This window comes from Inquilinus sp. Marseille-Q2685, from assembly GCF_916619195.1.
GTDB lineage: Bacteria > Pseudomonadota > Alphaproteobacteria > DSM-16000 > Inquilinaceae > Inquilinus.
The window spans coordinates 153,929-171,258 of sequence record NZ_CAKAKL010000008.1 but is presented as its reverse complement, the minus strand read 5'-3'; the positions used below and the strand labels follow the sequence as shown (position 1 = coordinate 171,258).

13 protein-coding genes are annotated in these 17,330 nt (G+C 71.5%); 7 read left to right on the top strand and 6 right to left on the bottom strand.

Features of this window, described 5'->3' with window-relative positions:
• Positions 1-149 precede the first annotated feature (149 nt).
• A complete protein-coding gene (locus LG391_RS28390) occupies positions 150-1,661 on the top strand; it encodes a S10 family peptidase (RefSeq protein ID WP_225771424.1) in 1,512 nt (503 codons plus the stop codon).
• A 59-nt stretch (positions 1,662-1,720) separates the two neighbouring features.
• Here the strand turns inward: LG391_RS28390 and LG391_RS28385 are convergent, their stop codons facing one another.
• Positions 1,721-2,584: a hypothetical protein gene (locus tag LG391_RS28385; RefSeq protein ID WP_225771423.1), complete on the bottom strand. Its 864-nt coding sequence runs from the start codon at positions 2,582-2,584 to the stop codon at positions 1,721-1,723.
• 76 nt (positions 2,585-2,660) lie between these two features.
• Positions 2,661-3,827, bottom strand: coding sequence for a serine hydrolase (locus LG391_RS28380; protein ID WP_225771422.1), 1,167 nt, complete (start codon positions 3,825-3,827; stop codon positions 2,661-2,663).
• Positions 3,828-3,993: 166 nt separating this feature from the next.
• On the opposite strand from LG391_RS28380, the gene LG391_RS28375 reads away from it, so the two are divergent.
• The 3 genes from LG391_RS28375 (at position 3,994) to LG391_RS28365 (ending at position 6,266) form a co-directional block, all read left to right on the top strand.
• The gene (locus tag LG391_RS28375; protein ID WP_225771421.1) at positions 3,994-4,836 is read left to right on the top strand and encodes a hypothetical protein; all 843 of its coding nucleotides are present in this window, start codon (positions 3,994-3,996) and stop codon (positions 4,834-4,836) included.
• A 40-nt stretch (positions 4,837-4,876) separates the two neighbouring features.
• A complete protein-coding gene (locus tag LG391_RS28370; RefSeq protein ID WP_225771420.1) occupies positions 4,877-5,458 on the top strand; it encodes a helix-turn-helix domain-containing protein in 582 nt (193 codons plus the stop codon).
• Positions 5,459-5,756: 298 nt separating this feature from the next.
• Positions 5,757-6,266, top strand: coding sequence for a GNAT family N-acetyltransferase (locus tag LG391_RS28365; RefSeq protein WP_225771419.1), 510 nt, complete (start codon positions 5,757-5,759; stop codon positions 6,264-6,266).
• Here LG391_RS28365 and LG391_RS28360 read toward each other — a convergent pair.
• Positions 6,250-7,137, bottom strand: a complete 888-nt coding sequence (locus LG391_RS28360; protein WP_225771418.1) for a LysR substrate-binding domain-containing protein — start codon at positions 7,135-7,137, stop codon at positions 6,250-6,252. The genes LG391_RS28365 and LG391_RS28360 overlap by 17 nt on opposite strands.
• Positions 7,138-7,509: 372 nt before the next feature.
• Between LG391_RS28360 and LG391_RS28355 the strand changes: the two genes are divergently transcribed.
• A complete protein-coding gene (locus LG391_RS28355; RefSeq protein WP_225771417.1) occupies positions 7,510-7,971 on the top strand; it encodes a DUF3237 domain-containing protein in 462 nt (153 codons plus the stop codon).
• A 101-nt stretch (positions 7,972-8,072) separates the two neighbouring features.
• Here LG391_RS28355 and LG391_RS28350 read toward each other — a convergent pair whose 3' ends face one another.
• Complete coding sequence (locus LG391_RS28350; RefSeq protein ID WP_225771416.1) at positions 8,073-9,638, bottom strand: alkaline phosphatase PhoX; 1,566 nt, start codon at positions 9,636-9,638, stop codon at positions 8,073-8,075.
• A gap of 386 nt (positions 9,639-10,024) precedes the next feature.
• Between LG391_RS28350 and LG391_RS28345 the strand changes: the two genes are divergently transcribed.
• Entirely contained in the window at positions 10,025-11,893 is a 1,869-nt protein-coding gene (locus LG391_RS28345; protein ID WP_225771415.1) for an adenine deaminase, read from the top strand.
• Between the two features lie 56 nt (positions 11,894-11,949).
• Complete coding sequence (locus LG391_RS28340; RefSeq protein WP_225771414.1) at positions 11,950-13,320, top strand: NCS2 family permease; 1,371 nt, start codon at positions 11,950-11,952, stop codon at positions 13,318-13,320.
• A 532-nt stretch (positions 13,321-13,852) separates the two neighbouring features.
• Here the strand turns inward: LG391_RS28340 and LG391_RS28335 are convergent.
• On the bottom strand, positions 13,853-15,010 hold the full coding sequence (locus tag LG391_RS28335; protein ID WP_225771413.1) for an IS110 family transposase: 1,158 nt from the start codon (positions 15,008-15,010) through the stop codon (positions 13,853-13,855).
• Positions 15,011-15,273: 263 nt separating this feature from the next.
• Positions 15,274-17,256: a hydantoinase/oxoprolinase family protein gene (locus LG391_RS28330; RefSeq protein ID WP_225771412.1), complete on the bottom strand. Its 1,983-nt coding sequence runs from the start codon at positions 17,254-17,256 to the stop codon at positions 15,274-15,276.
• Positions 17,257-17,330: the final 74 nt, after the last annotated feature.

Sequence of the window (17,330 nt, the reverse complement as noted above, 5' to 3'; positions counted from 1 at the left end):
ACATCGGAGCTGGCCAATCGCAATGGCAGAGAAATAGAGGCGTCCGATTATCTTTGTTCCGCTCGATCCTTTATAACATCGATTGCGTGGAATTTCAGCGGGATATTGAAGTGGCAAAGCAGGACGGAAGTTCAGCCCGACGGATGGCCATGCTGCGCCGGACCCCGCTTCGGGCGTGCCTGGCCGGGCTGCTGGTTCTGCTGACGGCCATCGCCGCCCCGGCGCAGCAGCCGGACGGCGGCGATGCGGGCCGCGCCGCCCCGGCCGGCGGCGTGCTGGCGCTGCTGCCGGCGGATGCGGTCACCCGCCACACGCTGGCGGTCGACGGCCGGACGCTGGCCTACACCGCCACCGCCGGGACCATGCCCCTGTACGACCAGGACGGCGACCGCTCGGCCGCGATCTTCACCACCGCCTATGTCCTGGACGACGCGCCCGCCGCGACCCGCCCGGTCACCTTCGTGTTCAACGGCGGGCCCGGCGCCGCCTCGGCCTATCTGCAGCTCGGCCTGGCCGGGCCGCGGGTGGTCGGGCCCGATTTCGCGCGGGATCCGGCCCGGGCGCGGCTGCAGGACAACCCCGACACCTGGCTGGCCTTCACCGACCTGGTCTTCATCGATCCGGTCGGCGCCGGGTGGAGCCGGGCCGCCAAGCCCGACAAGGCGGAGGAGTTCTGGAGCGAGCGTGCGGACGCCCAGTCGCTGGCCAAGGTGATCGCGTTGTATCTGGCGCAGAACGGCCGCGGCGCCTCGCCGAAATTCATCCTGGGGGAAAGCTATGGCGGCTACCGCAGCGTGAAGGTCGCGCGGGCCCTGCAGCGGGAGCAGGGAGTCCTGGTCAACGGCATCGTCATGGTCTCGCCCTTCACGGAAGGCCGCCTGACATTCGGCGCCGACCGCTTCGCGCTGGTGGCCGCGCTGCGGCTGCCCTCGCTGGCCGCCGCCGAGCTCGACCGCCGCGGCGCCTTCACGCCGGACGCGCTGGCCGCGGCCGAGCGCTTCGCCCTGACCGACTACCTGACGACGCTCGCCGGGCGGCCGCCCGAAGGCGAGGCGGCCGACGCCTTCCACGCCCGCGTGGCCCGGCTCACCGGAGTGTCGCCCGAGACCGTCGCCCGTTCGCGCGGCTTCATCGGCGACGCCTATCTCGACCGGGCCGGCGAGGATGGGGCCGAGATCGCCAGCGCCTACGACGCCGCCTTCCTCTCGTCCGACCCGTTCCCGGATTCTCCGGCGGATGACGGCCTCGACCCGGTGCTCGACGGCTATACCCAGGCCCTCGGCGGGCTGTTCGTCGGCCATGCGCGCGACGCCCTCGGCTTCCGGACGGCGCTGACCTTCAATCTGCTCAACCGCGAGGTCGCGCGGCAATGGAAATGGGAGGCGCGCGGCATCGGCCAGGCCAGCATCGAGCGGGACCTGCGGGAGCTGCTGGCGCTCAACCCCGACCTCGACGTGCTGGTGGCCCATGGGCGCAGCGACATCGTCACGCCCTATTCGGTCAGTCGCTACCTGATCGACCACCTGCCGCCGCTGGGGCGCGAGGGGCGCGTGGAACTCCGGCTCTACAAGGGCGGGCACATGTTCTATTTCGACGCCTCTTCGCGCAGCGCCTTCACCGCCGGGGCGGCCGCCTTCTACCGGCGGCAGGCATCGCCCTGAAACGGCCCGATAGCGCGCCCGCCGAGACCGGCGAGCCCAAAGACGCATCGCGGCGGCGCTCAGCTGCTGTCGGGCGGGACTTCGGCGGCGTCGTCTGCGCCGTCGAGCGGGATGTCGAGGTCGTTCTCGATGTCGAAGCCGAGGGAGCGGCAGAGCCGGACCACGGCGGTGCCGAAGCTTTCGGTGTCGAGCAGCGTCTCGACATCGGGCTCGCGCATCCGCACCGCCAGCCCGGCCCGGATGTCGGTGGCCAGGGCGGGGTCGGCGAGGTCGTCGACGGCCTGCTCGATCCAGGCGGTGACCGCGGCGCGGCGGCGGGCGCGCTCGGCCCGGATCTCCTCCGGGCTGCCGTCCGGCCGGCCCGGGCGCGGCCGGCTGACGCGGTGCGGCGCCCAGCGGTTCCACTTGTCGGCCAGGCCGAGGCCGCAGACCAGCCCGGCCACGACCGAGCCGACCGGGCGGTCCTCGACCGGGTCCTCGGCGTCGCCATAGAGGTCGGCGAAGGCCTGGGAGACCTGCAGGTCGAGGGCGGCGGCGCGACCGCGGTCCTCGGCATCGCTCCAGATCAGACGGCCGATCAGGGTCTGGACCTGCTCGCGGTGGCGGGCGCGGCGGGCGTCGCGGCCGCCGTCGCGAAGGGACAGGTCCCGCACGGCGCGGGCGCGCTGGGCCAGGGTCTGGCGCACCAGATGGGCGTAGCGGGCGAAGGCGAGGCCGGGGTCCGCAGCCGGAGGCTGAGCCTCCGCCTCCACGGGCTCAGCCTGGGGCTCTGCCGCCTGGGCGGCGAGGGCGAGAGCGCGGGCGCCGGCGGCCTCGGCCAGCTGCATGCCGATCTCGGCCAGGCGCGAGAGCATCTCGCACTGCTGCAGGGCGCAGCCGCGGCCATAGGCCTGGACATCGAAATCGGCAGGGATCTCCTTCATGGAACATATCATGAACGAGCCGCGCAGGCTCGCGCAATGAACATTGTGTTTACGGGTGATCTTCAGGCTCGCGGTATCACTCTTCCGGACCGCCGGCGCCGGAACCCGTCACCGCCGGCAGGACAAAGCGGTCCAGCACGGTGCGGCCGAGCCGGTCCTGCAGGTCGGGCCGGTCGTAGAGCCCGGCCGTGACCACCACCAACAGGTCGTGGTCCGGCACCAGGAACAGCCGCTGGCCGCCCCAGCCGACGCCGGCGCTCCAGCGGATCTCCCGGCCGTCGGCCTGCGACCGGCCGAGCCACCACTGGAAGCCGTAATCGACCCCGTCCTCGATGCCGATCTGCGGGGCGGTCGCCTGCTCGACCCATGCCGCCGAGACGATCCGCCGGCCCTGCCAGGCGCCGCGGTCGAGCACCAGCCGGCCGATCCTGGCGATGTCGCGCGGCCGCAGACGCAGGCCGGAGGCGGCGACCGGGTCGCCATTCGGATAGCGCACCCACTCGACATCGGTGATGCCGAGCGGGGTGAACAGCACCTCCTGCGCCAGCACGTCGAGCGGCCGGCCGGAGACCTGCTTCAGCACCGCCGCCAGCAGGGCCGTCGCCCCGCCGCTGTAGGTCCAGCGCTCACCCGGCGTCGCGGCGAAGGGCTGCTCCAGCACATAGCGATACGGGTCCGGCGCGTCCGACATCAGCCGTTCGCTGTTGCGCGGGTCGCTGTAGGGCAGTTCCTCGTTCCAGGCCAAGCCGCTCGACATGGTCAGCAGGTGGCGCAGGGTGATGCGATCCTTCTCCGGCGAGCGCAGGTCGGCGTATTGCGGCAGCAGCGACAGCACCGGCGCGTCGATGTCCTTGATCCAGCCGGTGTCGACGGCGATGCCGACCAGCAGCGCGGTCACGCTCTTGGTGATCGAGCGCAGGTCGTGCTTCGTCCCGGCATCGTGCGGGATGCGGCCCAGGGGCAGGCCCCAGCGTTCATCCTCGCCGGCGAAGTAGCGCTCATAGACCAGCCGGCCGTGCCGCGCGACCAGCACGGCATGGGCGTTCCCCTCCGGCCAGGCCTCCAGCGCCGGGCCCAGGGCGCAAATCTGTGCGGGATCGAAGCCCTCCTCCGCGGGCGCGGCGACGGCCCAGCCGTCGTCCAGCGCCGCCGGCGCGCGGCAGTCGGGCGGCGCGTCCGCGGCCGAAGCGGCGCCGGGCGAGGCGAGGAGGGCGATCAGGGGCAGGGCGCGGCGCAGCGTCATGGTCGTCTCCGTCTGGGCGCGGTCGGGCACGCTGCCGTTCCGTAGCAGGGGCGCCGGCCCGGCACTGTACCGGGATTGCTCGGCCTTCGATTCACCCCCGCCCGGCCATGGCTTCGCCGCAGACCGGGACCGATGATGCGGCGCTGGATGTCTCGGGGGAGAGATCATGCGCATTCCATCGAAGATCCTGGCAGCCGGGCTGCTGCTGGCCCTGGCCGCCTGCGTCTCGTCGCGGCCGGCGGTGCAGGAGGTGACGCTGCATCAGGAGCCGGCGCCTGCCTATGCCCTCTCGCCGGATGCCGCCGACGGGCTCGTGCCGCAGCCTTCCGCGACGGTCCCGCCGCACCGGCCGGAGGTCGCGGAGCAGGAGCGGCTCGGCACGCGCTGGGGCGAGGAGATCCGGTCGCCGATCCGGTTCGTCAGCCTCGCGCGCCTCCGGCCGGACCGGCCGGAGGCACAGGTGACGATCCGCTACGACGGCCGCCGCAGCGCGGCGACGGGGCCGGTGAGCACCACCCGCCGGCTTCCGGTGCCGGGCGGCGCCGTCGAATTCTCGGTGCTGAATGCCAGGGGCACGCCGATGCAGCTGACGCCGACAAGCGGCGGCGACCTCCGCCTTCAGGGCCGATCCGGCGACCTCTACCGGCTGGCCTTCAGCAACCGCGGCCGGCAGACGGTCGAGATCGTGGCGACGGTGGACGGGCTCGACGTGCTCAATGGCCGCCCCGGCAGCATCGCCCATCGCGGCTATGTGGTCATCCCGGGCGACAGGCTGGTGATCGAGGGCTTCCGCAAGAGCGAGGACGAGGTCGCGGCCTTCCGCTTCTCCGCGCCGGGCGACGCCTATGCCGCCAACACGCGGCTGGGCGACCCGCGCAACATCGGCGTCATCGGCGTTGCGCTGTTCACGCTCGACGACCCGGCCAACGAGGTCGTTGCCGTCTCGCCCCGGCCATTCCCGGCCGATGCGCCGCGCGATCCGCGCTTCGCCCCGCCGCCGGCGCCGTAGACTCTTGCCGTTCTCTCATGATCGGGATAATTTCCCGATCATGAGAAGCGAGATCGCCAACGAACTGGAGCCGGTGGACGCCCGCCTGGCCGCGCGCCTGGCGGCGCTGCGGGCGGAGCAGGGCTGGTCGCTGGACGCCCTGGCCGAGCGCAGCGGCATCAGCCGGGCGACGCTGTCGCGGCTGGAGCGCGGCGAGACCAGCCCGACCGCGTCGCTGCTCGGCCGCCTCTGCACCGCCTATGGCCGCACCATGTCCGGCCTGATCGCCGAGGTCGAGACCGACCCGCCGCAGCTGCTGCGCCGGAAGGAGCAGCCGGGCTGGACCGATCCGGAGACCGGCTTCCGCCGCCGCAGCGTCTCGCCGCCCGCCGCCGGCTTCCGCGGTGAGCTGGTCGAAGGCGTGCTGCCGGCCGGCGCCGTGGTCAGCTACGACACGCCGCCGATCCACGGCATCGAGCAGCATGTCTGGATGCTGGAGGGGGAGCTGGAGCTGCTGGTCGACGACGTGGTTCACCGGCTCGGCCCCGGCGACTGCCTGCGCTATCGCCTGTTCGGCCCGACCCGTTTCCACTGCCCCGGCCCGCAGCCGGCCCATTACGTCATCGCCCTGTGCAAGCCATGAGAGACCGTTTGCAAATGCTACTGGTGCGGCCGTCTGACGGCGGTTTCTGCGCTTCCGGTGCTCACGGACTCAACGTCCGCTGCGCGCCGGTTCTCGAAACCGTCGCCAGCCGACTCACACCAGCGCATTTCCAAACGGTCTCTGTGTCATCAAGCCATTCTTTCACTGTCATGCCCGGACTTGACCCGGGCATCCAGGGAATGTCGATGCCGCTCCGGAAGGGGCTAGAAATCTGAAACGCTGAAAGTCGGCCTGGATGATGTCCATTGTTCTCGAAAACGATGCGAGAGAGGTCACCGTGGCGGAGGTCGAGCCCGACGGCCTGGCCCCGCATCTCGACGACCTCGCCGAGGTGCTGCATGGCTGCGTGCTGGACGGCGCCAGCGTCGGCTTCGTGCTGCCCTTCACGGTCGAGGCGGCGCGGGACTTCTGGCGGGGGCTGGAGCCCGCCTTCCGCAGCCGCGCCCGGCGGCTGATCGTGGCCCGGCTGGACGGGCGGACCGTCGGGACGGTGCAGCTGGTGCTGGGCATGCCGGCCAACGGCATCCACCGGGCCGAGATCGCCAAGCTGCTGGTGCACCCGGCCGCGCGGCGCCGCGGCATCGCCCGGAGGCTGATGCTGGCGGCCGAGGACCTGGCGCGCCGGCACGGCCGCAGCCTGCTGCTGCTCGACACGCGGCGCGGAGACCATGGCGAGGCGCTGTATGAGAGCCTCGGCTTCCGCCAGTTCGGCATCGTCCCCGGCCACGCCCGCTCCCCCGCCGGCGTGCTGGAGGACACCAGCTACATGCTCAAGCAGCTGGCATAGGGCCGGCATCCGGCCGGCGCGCCTCATCCTCCAGCCAGTCCCGGAAGCGCAGCGCCGCCCGCCGCGCCTCCCCGGGCCGAAGCAGGATGTGATGGGCCGCCGGGCCGCGGATCACGTGCGGGAAGGGCTGCACCAGCTTGCCGTCGCGCAGAAGCGCCCCGAAGAGGCGCGGCGAGAGCAGCGCCACGCCGGCCCCCTCGATCGCGGCCGCGGCGTCCAGCTCATGCGTCGGATAGTCGTCGGCGTAGAAGCGCAGGGCAGGGGCCTCGACGCCCGCCTCGCGGAACCAGCGCCGCCAATCGTCATGGGGCAGCAGCGGCAGGGCCGCCAGATCCGCCGGCGACGACAGCTTCGCCCGGCCCGCCAGCGCCGGGCTCAGCATCGGCGTGGCGTCGACCGGCATCAGGGCCGTCGCCTCGAAGCCGGGCCAGTCGCCATGCCCGGTCCGGATCGCGATGTCGAAGCCGTCGGCCGGCCGCAGCTCGGCCGAGACATCGAGCCGGATCGGGACGGCATCGGGCAGGGCGTGGTAGGCGGCGAGCCGGGGCGTCAGCCAGCGCATGGCGAAGGTCGGAACCGCGGTCACCCGCAGGCCATCGGCCGCCCCCCGGCAGTCATCGACCGCCGACCGGATCAGGCCCAGGGCCTTGGCCATGCGTTTCGCGAGCGTCGCGCCGGTCTCGGTCGGGGTCACGCTCGGGCCGGAGCGGCGGAACAGCGCCACCCCGAGCTCCGCCTCGAGATCGCGGATCCGCAGGCTGACGGCGGCCGGGGTGACGCCGAGCTCGGCCGCCGCCCGGGTGAAGTTCGCGTGGCGGGCGCAGGCTTCGAGGACGCGCAGCGATTCCAGGGCCGGCAGGCGTTTCGGCATGCGCCATGTTAACCCGGATCTCTCACACCCCCTACGCCCTGCGTCGCCTTGCGGCGAGTCGGATGCGAGGGCGGGACGCGAAAAGCGTATAGGGGACATACAGTTGAGCGGCCCGCCCCCGCAGGCGGCCGCCGCAAGACGACCCTTCGGGCCGGTTGAAAATGCCGACAGGGTGCGTCGAACGGCTGGCCCGATGCAAAGGCATCGCGCTGCGCCGCTCTCCTGCCCCGTCGGCATTTTGAACCGGCGCAGGACGCAGGGCGTGTGAGAGATCCGGGTTAAGGACAGCTTAAGATGACGGGCAAGATCGCTCGCTTTGGGCCGCGGGGTCGCCGGTGTCGAATGGGGCCTCTGGCATGCGCGGAGGTCCCCATGGCCGAGTTGATGTCCCGCCCCCTGTTCAGCATCTCGATCGCTCTCCATCCGATTCACGAGCTGGGCAGGACGCCGGCCGGCGAACGCCGGGTCGTGCCGGTGTCGGGTGGAACATTCGAAGGCGAGCGGCTGGCCGGCGAGGTCCTGCCGCATGGCGGCTCGGACCTGCTGCTGACCCGCGCCGACGGCTCGTTCCAGCAGGATGTCCGGCTGACCCTGCGGGCCCGCGACGGGGCGCTGATCCTGATGACCTATCGCGGCGTGCGGCACGCCGCGCCCGAGGTCGGCGACCGGATCGCCCGGGGCGAAGCGGTCGGGCGGTCCGAATACTATCTGCGGATCGCCCCGTTCTTCGAGACGGCGTCGCCGGACCATGCCTGGCTGAACCGGATCGTCGCCGTCGGCGTCGGCGAACGCCGGCCGAACGGCGCGGCCTATGAGGTGTTCGAGATCTTGTGAGAGACACGAGCGCAGGTTGGGTTCGCGGACCGCGAACCCAACGGGTGCGTCGGCGTCGGCATGTTGGGTTCGCCGCAGGCGAACCCAACCTACGCGACGGGTCAGAGCGGACCGCGCTCCCACGGGCCGGTGATGGCGAAGGTGATGCCCGGGGTCTGGATGTTGACGAACAGGGTGCGGCCCTCCGGGCTCCAGCACGCGCCGGCGAACTCGCTGGTGCGGTAGTCGCCCTCGGCGATGGTCTTGCCGGCGTCGGCGATCTGGCCGGCGGTCAGCTCGACATTGTTCTTCAGGAGGTAGAACGGCGCGCCGTGGCGGGTCAGCGCGACCAGCCGGGTGCCCGGGCCGTAATTGTCGGGGCTGCCGGCCGGCGCCGCGTCCGGGTCCTCGCACAGCACCACGCCGCCGCGCGGGCTGACCGTGACGTTGTCCGGGTTGTGCGCCGCGATCTGGCTGTCGCTGACGAACAGCGCCCGCAGCCGCTGGGTGAACAGGTCCAGCACCCACACGGCGCCGTAGCCGCGGCCGAGCCGGCCGCTCGGCTCCTTGCCCGTGCTGGTGTCGACGATGAACATGCGGCCGTCGGCGTAGAAGATGCCCTCGCCGCGGCTCATCCGCAGCCCGCCCTCGGCCCAGCTCTGGGCGAAGGGGCCGCTCAGCGTGTCGCCGGCGCCGATGTCGGGGAAGCCGATCGGGGCGGGAACCGCGTCCATGTCCGGCTGCTCGATGTCGATCCACTCCAGCTGGTACTCGTCGCCGACATGGGCGACCACCAGGTCGGCATTGGGCTTGCGGCGGACGCGGGCCGCCTGCAGCCGGCCGCCATCCTCCAGCGCGCCATGGCGGCCCGAGCGGTCGTTGGGGATGAAGCGGTAGAGGCCCGACTTGTTGCGGTCGTCCTCGGTCAGATAGATGATGCCGGTGCGCGGGTCGACGGCCACCGCCTCGTGGCTGAAGCGGCCCATCGCCACCAGCGGACGGCCGGTGGTGCGCTCGGCCTCCGGATGCACCTCGAAGACATAGCCGTGGCGGCGGCCGGCGCTGGACATCGCGTTGGTCTTGACCTCCTCGCAGCTCAGCCAGGTGCCCCAGGGCGTGCGGCCGCCGGCGCAGTTGGTCAGGGTGCCGGCCAGGCTGGCTTCCGCCGACACCCAGCGCCCGTTGCGGAAGCGCAGCGTGGTGGTGCCGCCGCCGGCGCGCAGGCCGTCGGTGCCGATGGTGCCGGTGTCGTAGGTGCCCGGCGCGGTGATCTGCGTGGCGGCGGTGCCGACCTCGTGGTTGCGGATCAGGATCAGCTCGTTGCCGCGGCCGTGCCCCTGGCCGTGCCCGAGGCCGAAGTCGAACCAGCGGCCGCCCTGGCCGTGCATCACCGCCATGCCGTCATGCGCCCGCGGCACCGGCTGGCCGTCGGCCAGGCGGTCGCCGGTCCAGGAGAAGGAGCTGTAGCGGAAGCCCGGCGGCAGCAGCAGCAGCGGCAGGCCGGTGCTCTCGTCGGCAACCGGGGCGAGCGGGCCGTAAGGGCTGCGGACCGGGGCGGTCCAGTTCTCGCCGGTGGCGGCGGCCTGGGCTTGGCGCTGCGACAGCGCGCCCAGGCTGCCGATGGCGCCCAGGGCGAGGGCGGCGCCGCCGCCCTGGAGGAGGAGGCGTCGGGAGGTGGGGATGGACATGGGGATCTCCTGCTGGCTGTCCGTCGACCCGGGTCGCGCCACGCCGGCCGGCGAACGCCTGAGGCGGAGGTTGGCTGCCCACAGTCAAGGAATCACTGACAGGCGAGCTATAGCCGAGATCAGATAAAGTTTTGTTAAGGTGACTCGATTATGCATGGAAAATAAAATTGAGAACCGAATTGTGTGTCATATTTATTTCATTTTCATTGCTGTTCGATTTTGGGCTCGTTCCGTCCTTGATTTCAAGTTGGTCTTGGGTCGCCGGGGCCAGCCATCCCTCGGCTGGCGGCGCCCCTCGGAATGTCACCTGCACCCCGCGGAAAAGGGACTGGCGGGCCTTCCCGGGGAGAGGTAAAGGGCGGACATACCCAATGCGGAGACCGGCCATGGCGACCTCCTTGCCCGATGATCTTTTGATCGGCGCCGAGGACGAGGTGGCGATCCGCCAGGACCTGGTGCTGACGGCGCTGGGCAAGCGCCCGGCCGACACGCTGCTGCGGGTGGGGCGGCTGCTCGACGTCCACACCCGCAGCTGGCGCGAGGACCAGGAGATCGCGATCAAGGGCCGGCGCATCGCCTGGACCGGCCCGGCCGGGACCTTCCCCGGCACCGCGGCGCGGCGGGTGGAGAAGCCGGATCTCGCGGCCGTGCCGGGCTTCGGCGAGGTGCACAAGCACATCGAGAGCACGCATCTGACGCCGGAATGGGAAGCGGCGCTGGTGCTGCCGCGCGGCAACACCTGGACCTGCGAGGCCAGCCACGAATTCTCCAATGTCGACGGCCCGAACAACCTGGCCTTCTGGCTGGAGGCCCGGCGCCGCGGTTCGCCGCTCAAGATCTTCCCGCTGCCGGGATCGGCGGTGCCGCCGACGGCCTATGAATGGGGCGGCGGCTGGTACGGCTATGACGAGCAGAAGGGCTTCCTGAAGGAGAGCCTGATGGTTGCCGGCCTGGACGAGGTGATGGACTGGCCGGCGGTCTGGAACCCCGAGAACCCGTCCTATCCGCGGCTGTGGGGCATGATCCGCGCCACCTTCGAGCAGCGCGGCGTGGTCGAGGGCCACGGCGCGGGGCTGCGCGACACCGCCGCGATCAGCGCCTTCGCCGCCGCCGGCCTGGCCTCCGACCACGAGGCGTGGACGCCGGAGGAGGTGTGGGAGAAGCTGGCCCACGGCATCTTCGTCGAGCTGCGGCCCTATTCGATGCCGGAGGTGATCCCCTGGCTGATCGAAAAGGGCCTGGCCGACTGGTCGCAGATCGCCTTCACCACCGACGACCGCAGCGTCTCCGACACCTTCAAGCTCGGCGCCACCGACCACAACGCCCGGCTGGCGATCCGGCACGGGCTGGCGCCGGAGACCGCGATCCAGTGCATCACCCTGAACCCGGCGCGGCACATGCGGCTGACGCCCTGGGTCGGCAGCCTGGCGCCGGGGCGCTACGCCGATGTCGTGCTGCTGTCCGATATCGCCAGCCTCGAGATCGCCGAGGTCTGGTCCGACGGGCAGCCGGTGGCGGAGGGCAAGCGCTACACCGGCCCGGTGCCGGCGATCGACTGGCCGGCCTGGGCGCGGCAGACGGTCAACATGAGGCGGCCGCTGACCGCGGCGGATTTCGCCCTGCCGGCCGCGCCGGGCCGCGAGACCATGCAGGCGGCGCTGCTGCGGCCCTTCCACTGGGACGACGGCTTCATCACCGCCGAGCTGCCGGTGCGCGACGGCGCGGTGCAGCGCGACCCCGACCGCAACATCACCAAGTTCGCCATCGTCGACCGCTTCTCCGGCGACGGGCGGGTGGCGAAGATGTTCTGGCTCGGCTGCGGCCCGCGCACGCCGGATACGGCGCTGGCCTGCTCGGTGGCGCATGACAAGCACAACATCTGGGTCACCGGCTCCTCCGACGCGGCCATGGCGCTGGCGGTCAACACGCTGACCGAGCTGCAGGGCGGCTGGGCCCTGGTGCGCGACGGCGAGGTGCTGGCGACCGTGCGCTACGAGATCGGCGGGCTGATGAGCTGCCGGCCGCCGGAGGCGCTCGATGCCGAGATGCAGGCGCTCTATGCCGCGGCCGAGGGCATCGACTGGATGTACGAGCCGACCTTCCATCCGCGCTGGTTCCCGGGCTTCCCGGAGCGGCTGATCTTCGCCACCCTGACCTGCGCGCCGTGGCGCTGGGTGCTGGTGGCGCCCTGCGAGCAGGCGCCGCAGGGCTTCGTCAATGTGCAGAGCGGGGAGACCCACCCCGTCGTCTGGTAGGGGGAAGCGCCGTTCCGTTCGAACCGACCCGGCGCAGACCCGGGCGAGGGGGGCTCATGACCGTTTCCAATGCGCGGGCGTCGTCCAATGGGGGTTGGCTCGACCGCCGCTTCCGGCTGTCCGAGCGCGGCAGCTCGGTGCCGCAGGAGGTGATCGCCGGCATCACCACCTTCGCGGCGATGGCCTATATCGTCGCCGTCAACCCGGCGATCATGTCCGCCGCCGGGATGGACCGCGGCGACCTGGTGATCGCGACGGCGCTGGCCGCGATCTTCGGCAGCCTGATGATGGGGCTGACCGCCAACCTGCCGCTGGCCGTGGCGCCGGCGATGGGGTCCAACATCGTGTTCGCCTATGTGATGGTGAAGCAGATGGGCATCCCCTGGCAGGGGGCGCTGGCCATGGTCGCCGTCACCGGCGTGATCTTCCTGGGCCTCAGCCTGTCGCGGCTGCGCGAGAAGGTGGCCAAGGAGGTGCCGGACGCGCTGAAGATCGGCATCCAGGCGGCGGTCGGCACGCTGATCGTGTTCATCGGCCTGCGCGGCGCCGGCTTCATCGTCGCCAACCCGAACACCTATGTGGCGATGGGGTCGCTGGCCAGCCCGCCGGTGCTGCTGACCCTGGCCGGCATCCTGGTCACGCCCGTCCTGGTCGCCCGCGGCGTGCCGGGGGCGCTGATCCTGTCGATCGCCGCCCTCACCGTGATCGGCATCTTCGTGCCGCTGAAGGACGACGGCACCATGGTGACGACGCTGCCGGCCGCGGTCTTCGCCCTGCCGAAATGGCCGGAGAGCACCTTCCTGGCGCTCGACTTCAGCTATCTGGTCTCGCATTTCCTGGTGGCGCTGCCGCTCTTGTTCTACTTCCTGTGCGGCGAGTTCTTCAGCACGCTGGCGACGCTGATCGGCGTGACCGGCGCGGCCAATCTGCGCAAGCCGGACGGATCGATCCCGAACGCCACCGCCGCCTTCTCGACCGACGCGACCGCCACCATCGTCGGACCGCTGCTCGGCACCTCGGTGGTCACCGCCTTCATCGAATCCGTCGCCGGGGTGCAGGCCGGCGGCCGCACCGGGCTGACCTCGGTGGTGGTGGCGATCGGCTTCGTCCTGGCGCTGTTCATCTGGCCGGTCTTCGTCATCATCCCGCCCCAGGCCACGGCGCCGGCGCTGGTGGTGGTCGGCATCTTCATGCTGCAGGGGCTGGCGCGGGTCGACATGGCGGACCTCGCCAACGCCGTGCCGGTGGTGCTGATGCTGCTGGTCACGGTGCTCAGCAACAACCTGATCAACGGCATGGCGATCGGCACCTTCGCCTACATCCTGCTGTGCCTGGCGCTGGGCCGCCGCTCGGGCGTCACCACGGTGGTGTGGGGGCTCGGGGTGATCTTCGTGCTGTACTTCGTGGTGACCAGCCGCCTCATGTAGGCGCGGGCCAGGAACAGACTGCCCTAAACCAATACCAGCGAGCCATGAAAGATCGTCATTGCGAGCGTAGCGAAGCAATCCAGGGCCGCTCGCTGTGGCCCCTGGATTGCTCACATGAGGAGTGTATGGGTCAAGGGGGGGCGAGAGGTCTTTCGTTGTTGCTGGCGGCGATGGCGTGACCGATGGCGCGCGCAGATCAAGTCAAGGCCGGCCCGCAGGGGCGCCGCGAAGCGGCTTGGTCTTGACGTGATCGAGCGCGCCATCAAGCTGGTGCGGTCGGCAGCACCGGAGCGGAGGGCCGTGGCGATCCCTGGGTCGAGCCGGTGCGACGATCTGGGTTGCCGGCCAGATCAAACTCACATTCGGTCGTCGCGCGAGGCGACAGCACCACGCTTCCGCTTGCGGCGGGCAGGCTCGAGAGGACGAGACCAGTCTTCGTTGCGGCGATGAGCCATGCAATCCATCGGTTCGTCCACCCGGATCGGCCGAGGCTGATCGGGCCTCGGCGGAACGGCTGGGCGGCGGCCTGTGGTCAGGCCGTCTTGATCACCGCGCCCTCGATGACGACGCCGGCTGTGACGTACTTCCACAAGGCCACCAGAAGCTTGCGCGCCAGGGCGACGATGGCGCGCTTGCGGTCGCGCTGGCCACGGGCCTGGAACCAGCGTGCCAGGGCCGACTGCGGCTGGTGCCGCAGCCACAGCCAGGCGAGCTGGATCATCACGGTGCGCAGCCGCGGATTGCCGGCCTTCGACACACCCTGCTCATGCATGATGCTGCCGCTGCGCCACGGCGTCGCCGCCAGCCCCGCATAGGCGGCCACCTGGCGGCGATTGGCGAAGGATCGATAGAAGCCCTCCGACCAGAGAACCGCCGCAAAGGTGGCGCCGATCCCCCGCACTGCCGACAGCATCGCCACCGGCTCCGAGGCGGCCGTCTCACCGGCGCCGGTCTCGGCCAGCACGGCCTCCGGCTCGGCCTCGACCCTCTTGATCTGGTCGACCAGCAGCTCGAGCCGGTCCAACTCGCGGCTGATCTGCGCCGTCAAGTGCGGCGGCAGCGCCCGCCCGTCGGCCGTGTGCAAGGCCGCAAGCCGCTCCCGCCGGTCGCGCCGCTGCGGCGCGTAGTCGGTGATACCCTGCGCGAACAGAAGCCCCTTGATCCGGTTCACATGCGTGGTCCGCTCACAGATCAGCGTCTGGCGTTCGCGGCACAGCCGGCGCCGGTCCTCCTCTTCCGGAGAGGGCGCCACCACCATGGCGCAGACCCGCGGCTCGCCGCGCTTGTAGGCCAGAAGCGCCCGCAGCAGCGCCTCGCCGTCGAGCCGGTCCGTCTTGGCCCGCCGGCGCCGACGCGGCGCCGCAATCGACGCCGGATCCACCACGTGGCTCTCGATCCCCTCCCGACACAGAACCCGGTGCAGCCAGAACCCGTCCAGCCCAGTCTCCTGAACGGTGATGATCGGATAGCTCCGGCCCGTCCGCATCGCCGCCTTGCGCCTGAACTCTGCAAACAGCGCCAGCAGCCCCGCGACATCGCCCGCCCCGACGCTGTGCTTGGACATCTTCTCCCCGCCGCCGGGCGACAGTGAGGTGATCAGCCAACTCGAACGGCTCAGTTCCAATGACACAAAAATTGCGCCAATCTGTGTCCGGATAGCGGCCTGTCCCTCGCAAGGTTGATCGAGCATCGGTCGTCTCCAGGGTGAGTGGGATAGCAACCTCAGCCTGGGCCGACTCCTGGCCGCTATCCACCCTCATGGAATCTTCGTCGGTTTCGCCTCCTCGCAATGACGGTTCTTTCTTGGGAGGGGGACGAGTCTGATCACGAGCTCGCCGGTATAAGCTGTCATGCCCGGGCTTGACCCAGGCATCCAGGAATGTCGATGCCGCTCTGGGTGGTCCCTGGATCGCCGGGTCAAGCCCGGCGATGACAATAGGTGGGTGAGGCGGCTCACCCCATCCGAGGCCGGCCGGCGGCGGTCGCTGTCACCGTGCTCTCGACGAACATCTCGAGGCCGCCGGCCATCGACACCACCCGGTCGGCACGGGTGACGGTCACCGCCACCTCCCGGCCGCCGGCCTCGCGCGCCAGGGCCTCGGCCCGGCCGCGCGCCTCGGCCTCGGCATAAGCCGCGGCCTCCTCCAGGCTGCCGAAGGTGCGGATGCCGCCCGGAGCATGGACGCGGAAGCGGCCCTCCTCCGGCGCGGTGATGGTGATCGTCGCCCGCTGCAGTACGCCGCTCGCCACCGCGCCGATGGCGTTGGTGACGCCGGCATGCTCCGGCACCACGCTCTCGGTGCCGAGGCGCCGGGCGATCTCCGGGTAGTAGGTCGCGGCTGAGGCGCCGATGCCGACCAAGGGCAGGCCGAGGGTCAGGGCCGGGCGCAGCAGGGCGGGGGCCGAACCATCCCCCGCCACCGCGCGGCGGGGCAGCAGACCGCGGGCCTCGCGCGCCGGGTCGGCGACGCCGTCGCGGGCCAGCGCCGCCTCGACCAGCGCCAGCGCACTGTCGGCGGTCAGCCGCTCCAGCACCGCCCGGGCGAAGGATTCGGCATCGGCGGGCGGGGTCCAGCCGGGCTCGGCCGGGCGCCGGGCCCAGATCTGCGCGCCCAATAGCGCCGCCTCCCGCGACCAGCCGCCGTGCAGCCCCAGCACATGGGCGGCGTCGGTCGGGGTGAAGCCGGACAGGATCACCAGCCCGCGCGCCCCCAGCCGCTCCAGCGGCCGGTCGAGCAGATGGCTGGTCAGCGCCGCCTCCAGCGGCTGCGGCCCGTCGGCCAGCGCCTCCCAGATCCGCCGCTCCTGCGGCGACAGCGTCTCGGTGTCGAGCGCACGCAGGCGCAGGGCGAAGCGGCCGTCCAGGCTGAGGGCCTCGGGCCGCTCGGCCTGGCGGCGCAGCGCCACCAGCATCTCCGGATGCTGGTGCACCAAGAGGCTCAGCGGCACCGACCGGCGCGGGCCGACGGCGAGGCCGATGCCGGGCTCGATCCGCCCCTCGCTGTCGCCGCCCAGGCCGAAGGTGCGGATCTCCACCGCCTCGACCATGGTGCGCCAGCCGCCGACCTGGGCGCCCTCCCGGTTCAAGAGGGGGCGGCCGTCCTTGAGCACGGCGATGTCGGTGGTGGTGCCGCCGATATCGGAGACGAAGCAGTCGTCGCGGCCGGTCAGCCAGCGCGCGCCGACGACGCTGGCGGCCGGGCCGGACAGCACGGTCTCGACCGGCCGGGCCAAAGCGAAGCGGTCGGCGATCAGCGACCCGTCGCCCTTCACCACCATCAGCGGCGCCGCGATGCCGCGGGCGTCCAGCCGGCCGCGCACCGCCCGGATCAGCGACGCGGTCAGCGGGATCAGCCGGGCGTTGAGCAGCGCGGTCAAGGCCCGACGCGGCGCGTCGAGGCCGGAGGTCAGCTCGTGGCCGCAGGTCACGGGCCTGCCGGTCAGGTCGCGCACCAGGTCGCGCACCGCCTGCTCATGCGCCGGGTTGCGCACGGCGAAATAGCCGGCGACGGCGAAGGCGGTGACCGCCGGGGCGTGCTGCAGGATCGCGGCGCGGGCCGCCTCGAGATCGAGCGGCGACTGCTCCTCGCCCGTTGGACGGTGCCCTCCGGCGATCGCAACCACCGAATCGCCGCCGATCGCCGCGCGCAGCCCGGCGCGGTCCAGCGCCGCCTCGGGGTAGCCGATCAGGACCAGGCAGGCGGGATTGCCCTGGCCCTCGACCACCGCGTTGGTGGCGAGGGTGGTGGACAGGCCGACGAAGCCGATCTCGGCCGGGTGCTGCTCCAGCACCGCGTCGATCGCGGCGCCGATGCCCAGCGCCAGGTCGTGTTTGGTGGTCAGCCGCTTGGCGGCGGCGACGACGCCGCGGCCCGGGTCGAACAGGACCGCGTCGGTGAAGGTGCCGCCGGTGTCGATGCCGAGGGAAAGGGACAAGATGCGCCGCGCCGAAGCCGATACTATCGTCTCGGATTAGGACAAGGCCTTCCGCGCGGCAAAGCTTTTCCGCA

Coding starts and splice junctions, on each gene's coding strand:
- LG391_RS28390 (WP_225771424.1), top strand. CDS start 150: ATGCTGCGCCGGACCCCGCTTCGGGCGTGCCTGGCCGGGCTGCTGGTT.
- LG391_RS28385 (WP_225771423.1), bottom strand. CDS start 2,584: ATGAAGGAGATCCCTGCCGATTTCGATGTCCAGGCCTATGGCCGCGGC.
- LG391_RS28380 (WP_225771422.1), bottom strand. CDS start 3,827: ATGACGCTGCGCCGCGCCCTGCCCCTGATCGCCCTCCTCGCCTCGCCC.
- LG391_RS28375 (WP_225771421.1), top strand. CDS start 3,994: ATGCGCATTCCATCGAAGATCCTGGCAGCCGGGCTGCTGCTGGCCCTG.
- LG391_RS28370 (WP_225771420.1), top strand. CDS start 4,877: ATGAGAAGCGAGATCGCCAACGAACTGGAGCCGGTGGACGCCCGCCTG.
- LG391_RS28360 (WP_225771418.1), bottom strand. CDS start 7,137: ATGCCGAAACGCCTGCCGGCCCTGGAATCGCTGCGCGTCCTCGAAGCC.
- LG391_RS28355 (WP_225771417.1), top strand. CDS start 7,510: ATGGCCGAGTTGATGTCCCGCCCCCTGTTCAGCATCTCGATCGCTCTC.
- LG391_RS28350 (WP_225771416.1), bottom strand. CDS start 9,638: ATGTCCATCCCCACCTCCCGACGCCTCCTCCTCCAGGGCGGCGGCGCC.
- LG391_RS28345 (WP_225771415.1), top strand. CDS start 10,025: ATGGCGACCTCCTTGCCCGATGATCTTTTGATCGGCGCCGAGGACGAG.
- LG391_RS28340 (WP_225771414.1), top strand. CDS start 11,950: ATGACCGTTTCCAATGCGCGGGCGTCGTCCAATGGGGGTTGGCTCGAC.
- LG391_RS28335 (WP_225771413.1), bottom strand. CDS start 15,010: ATGCTCGATCAACCTTGCGAGGGACAGGCCGCTATCCGGACACAGATT.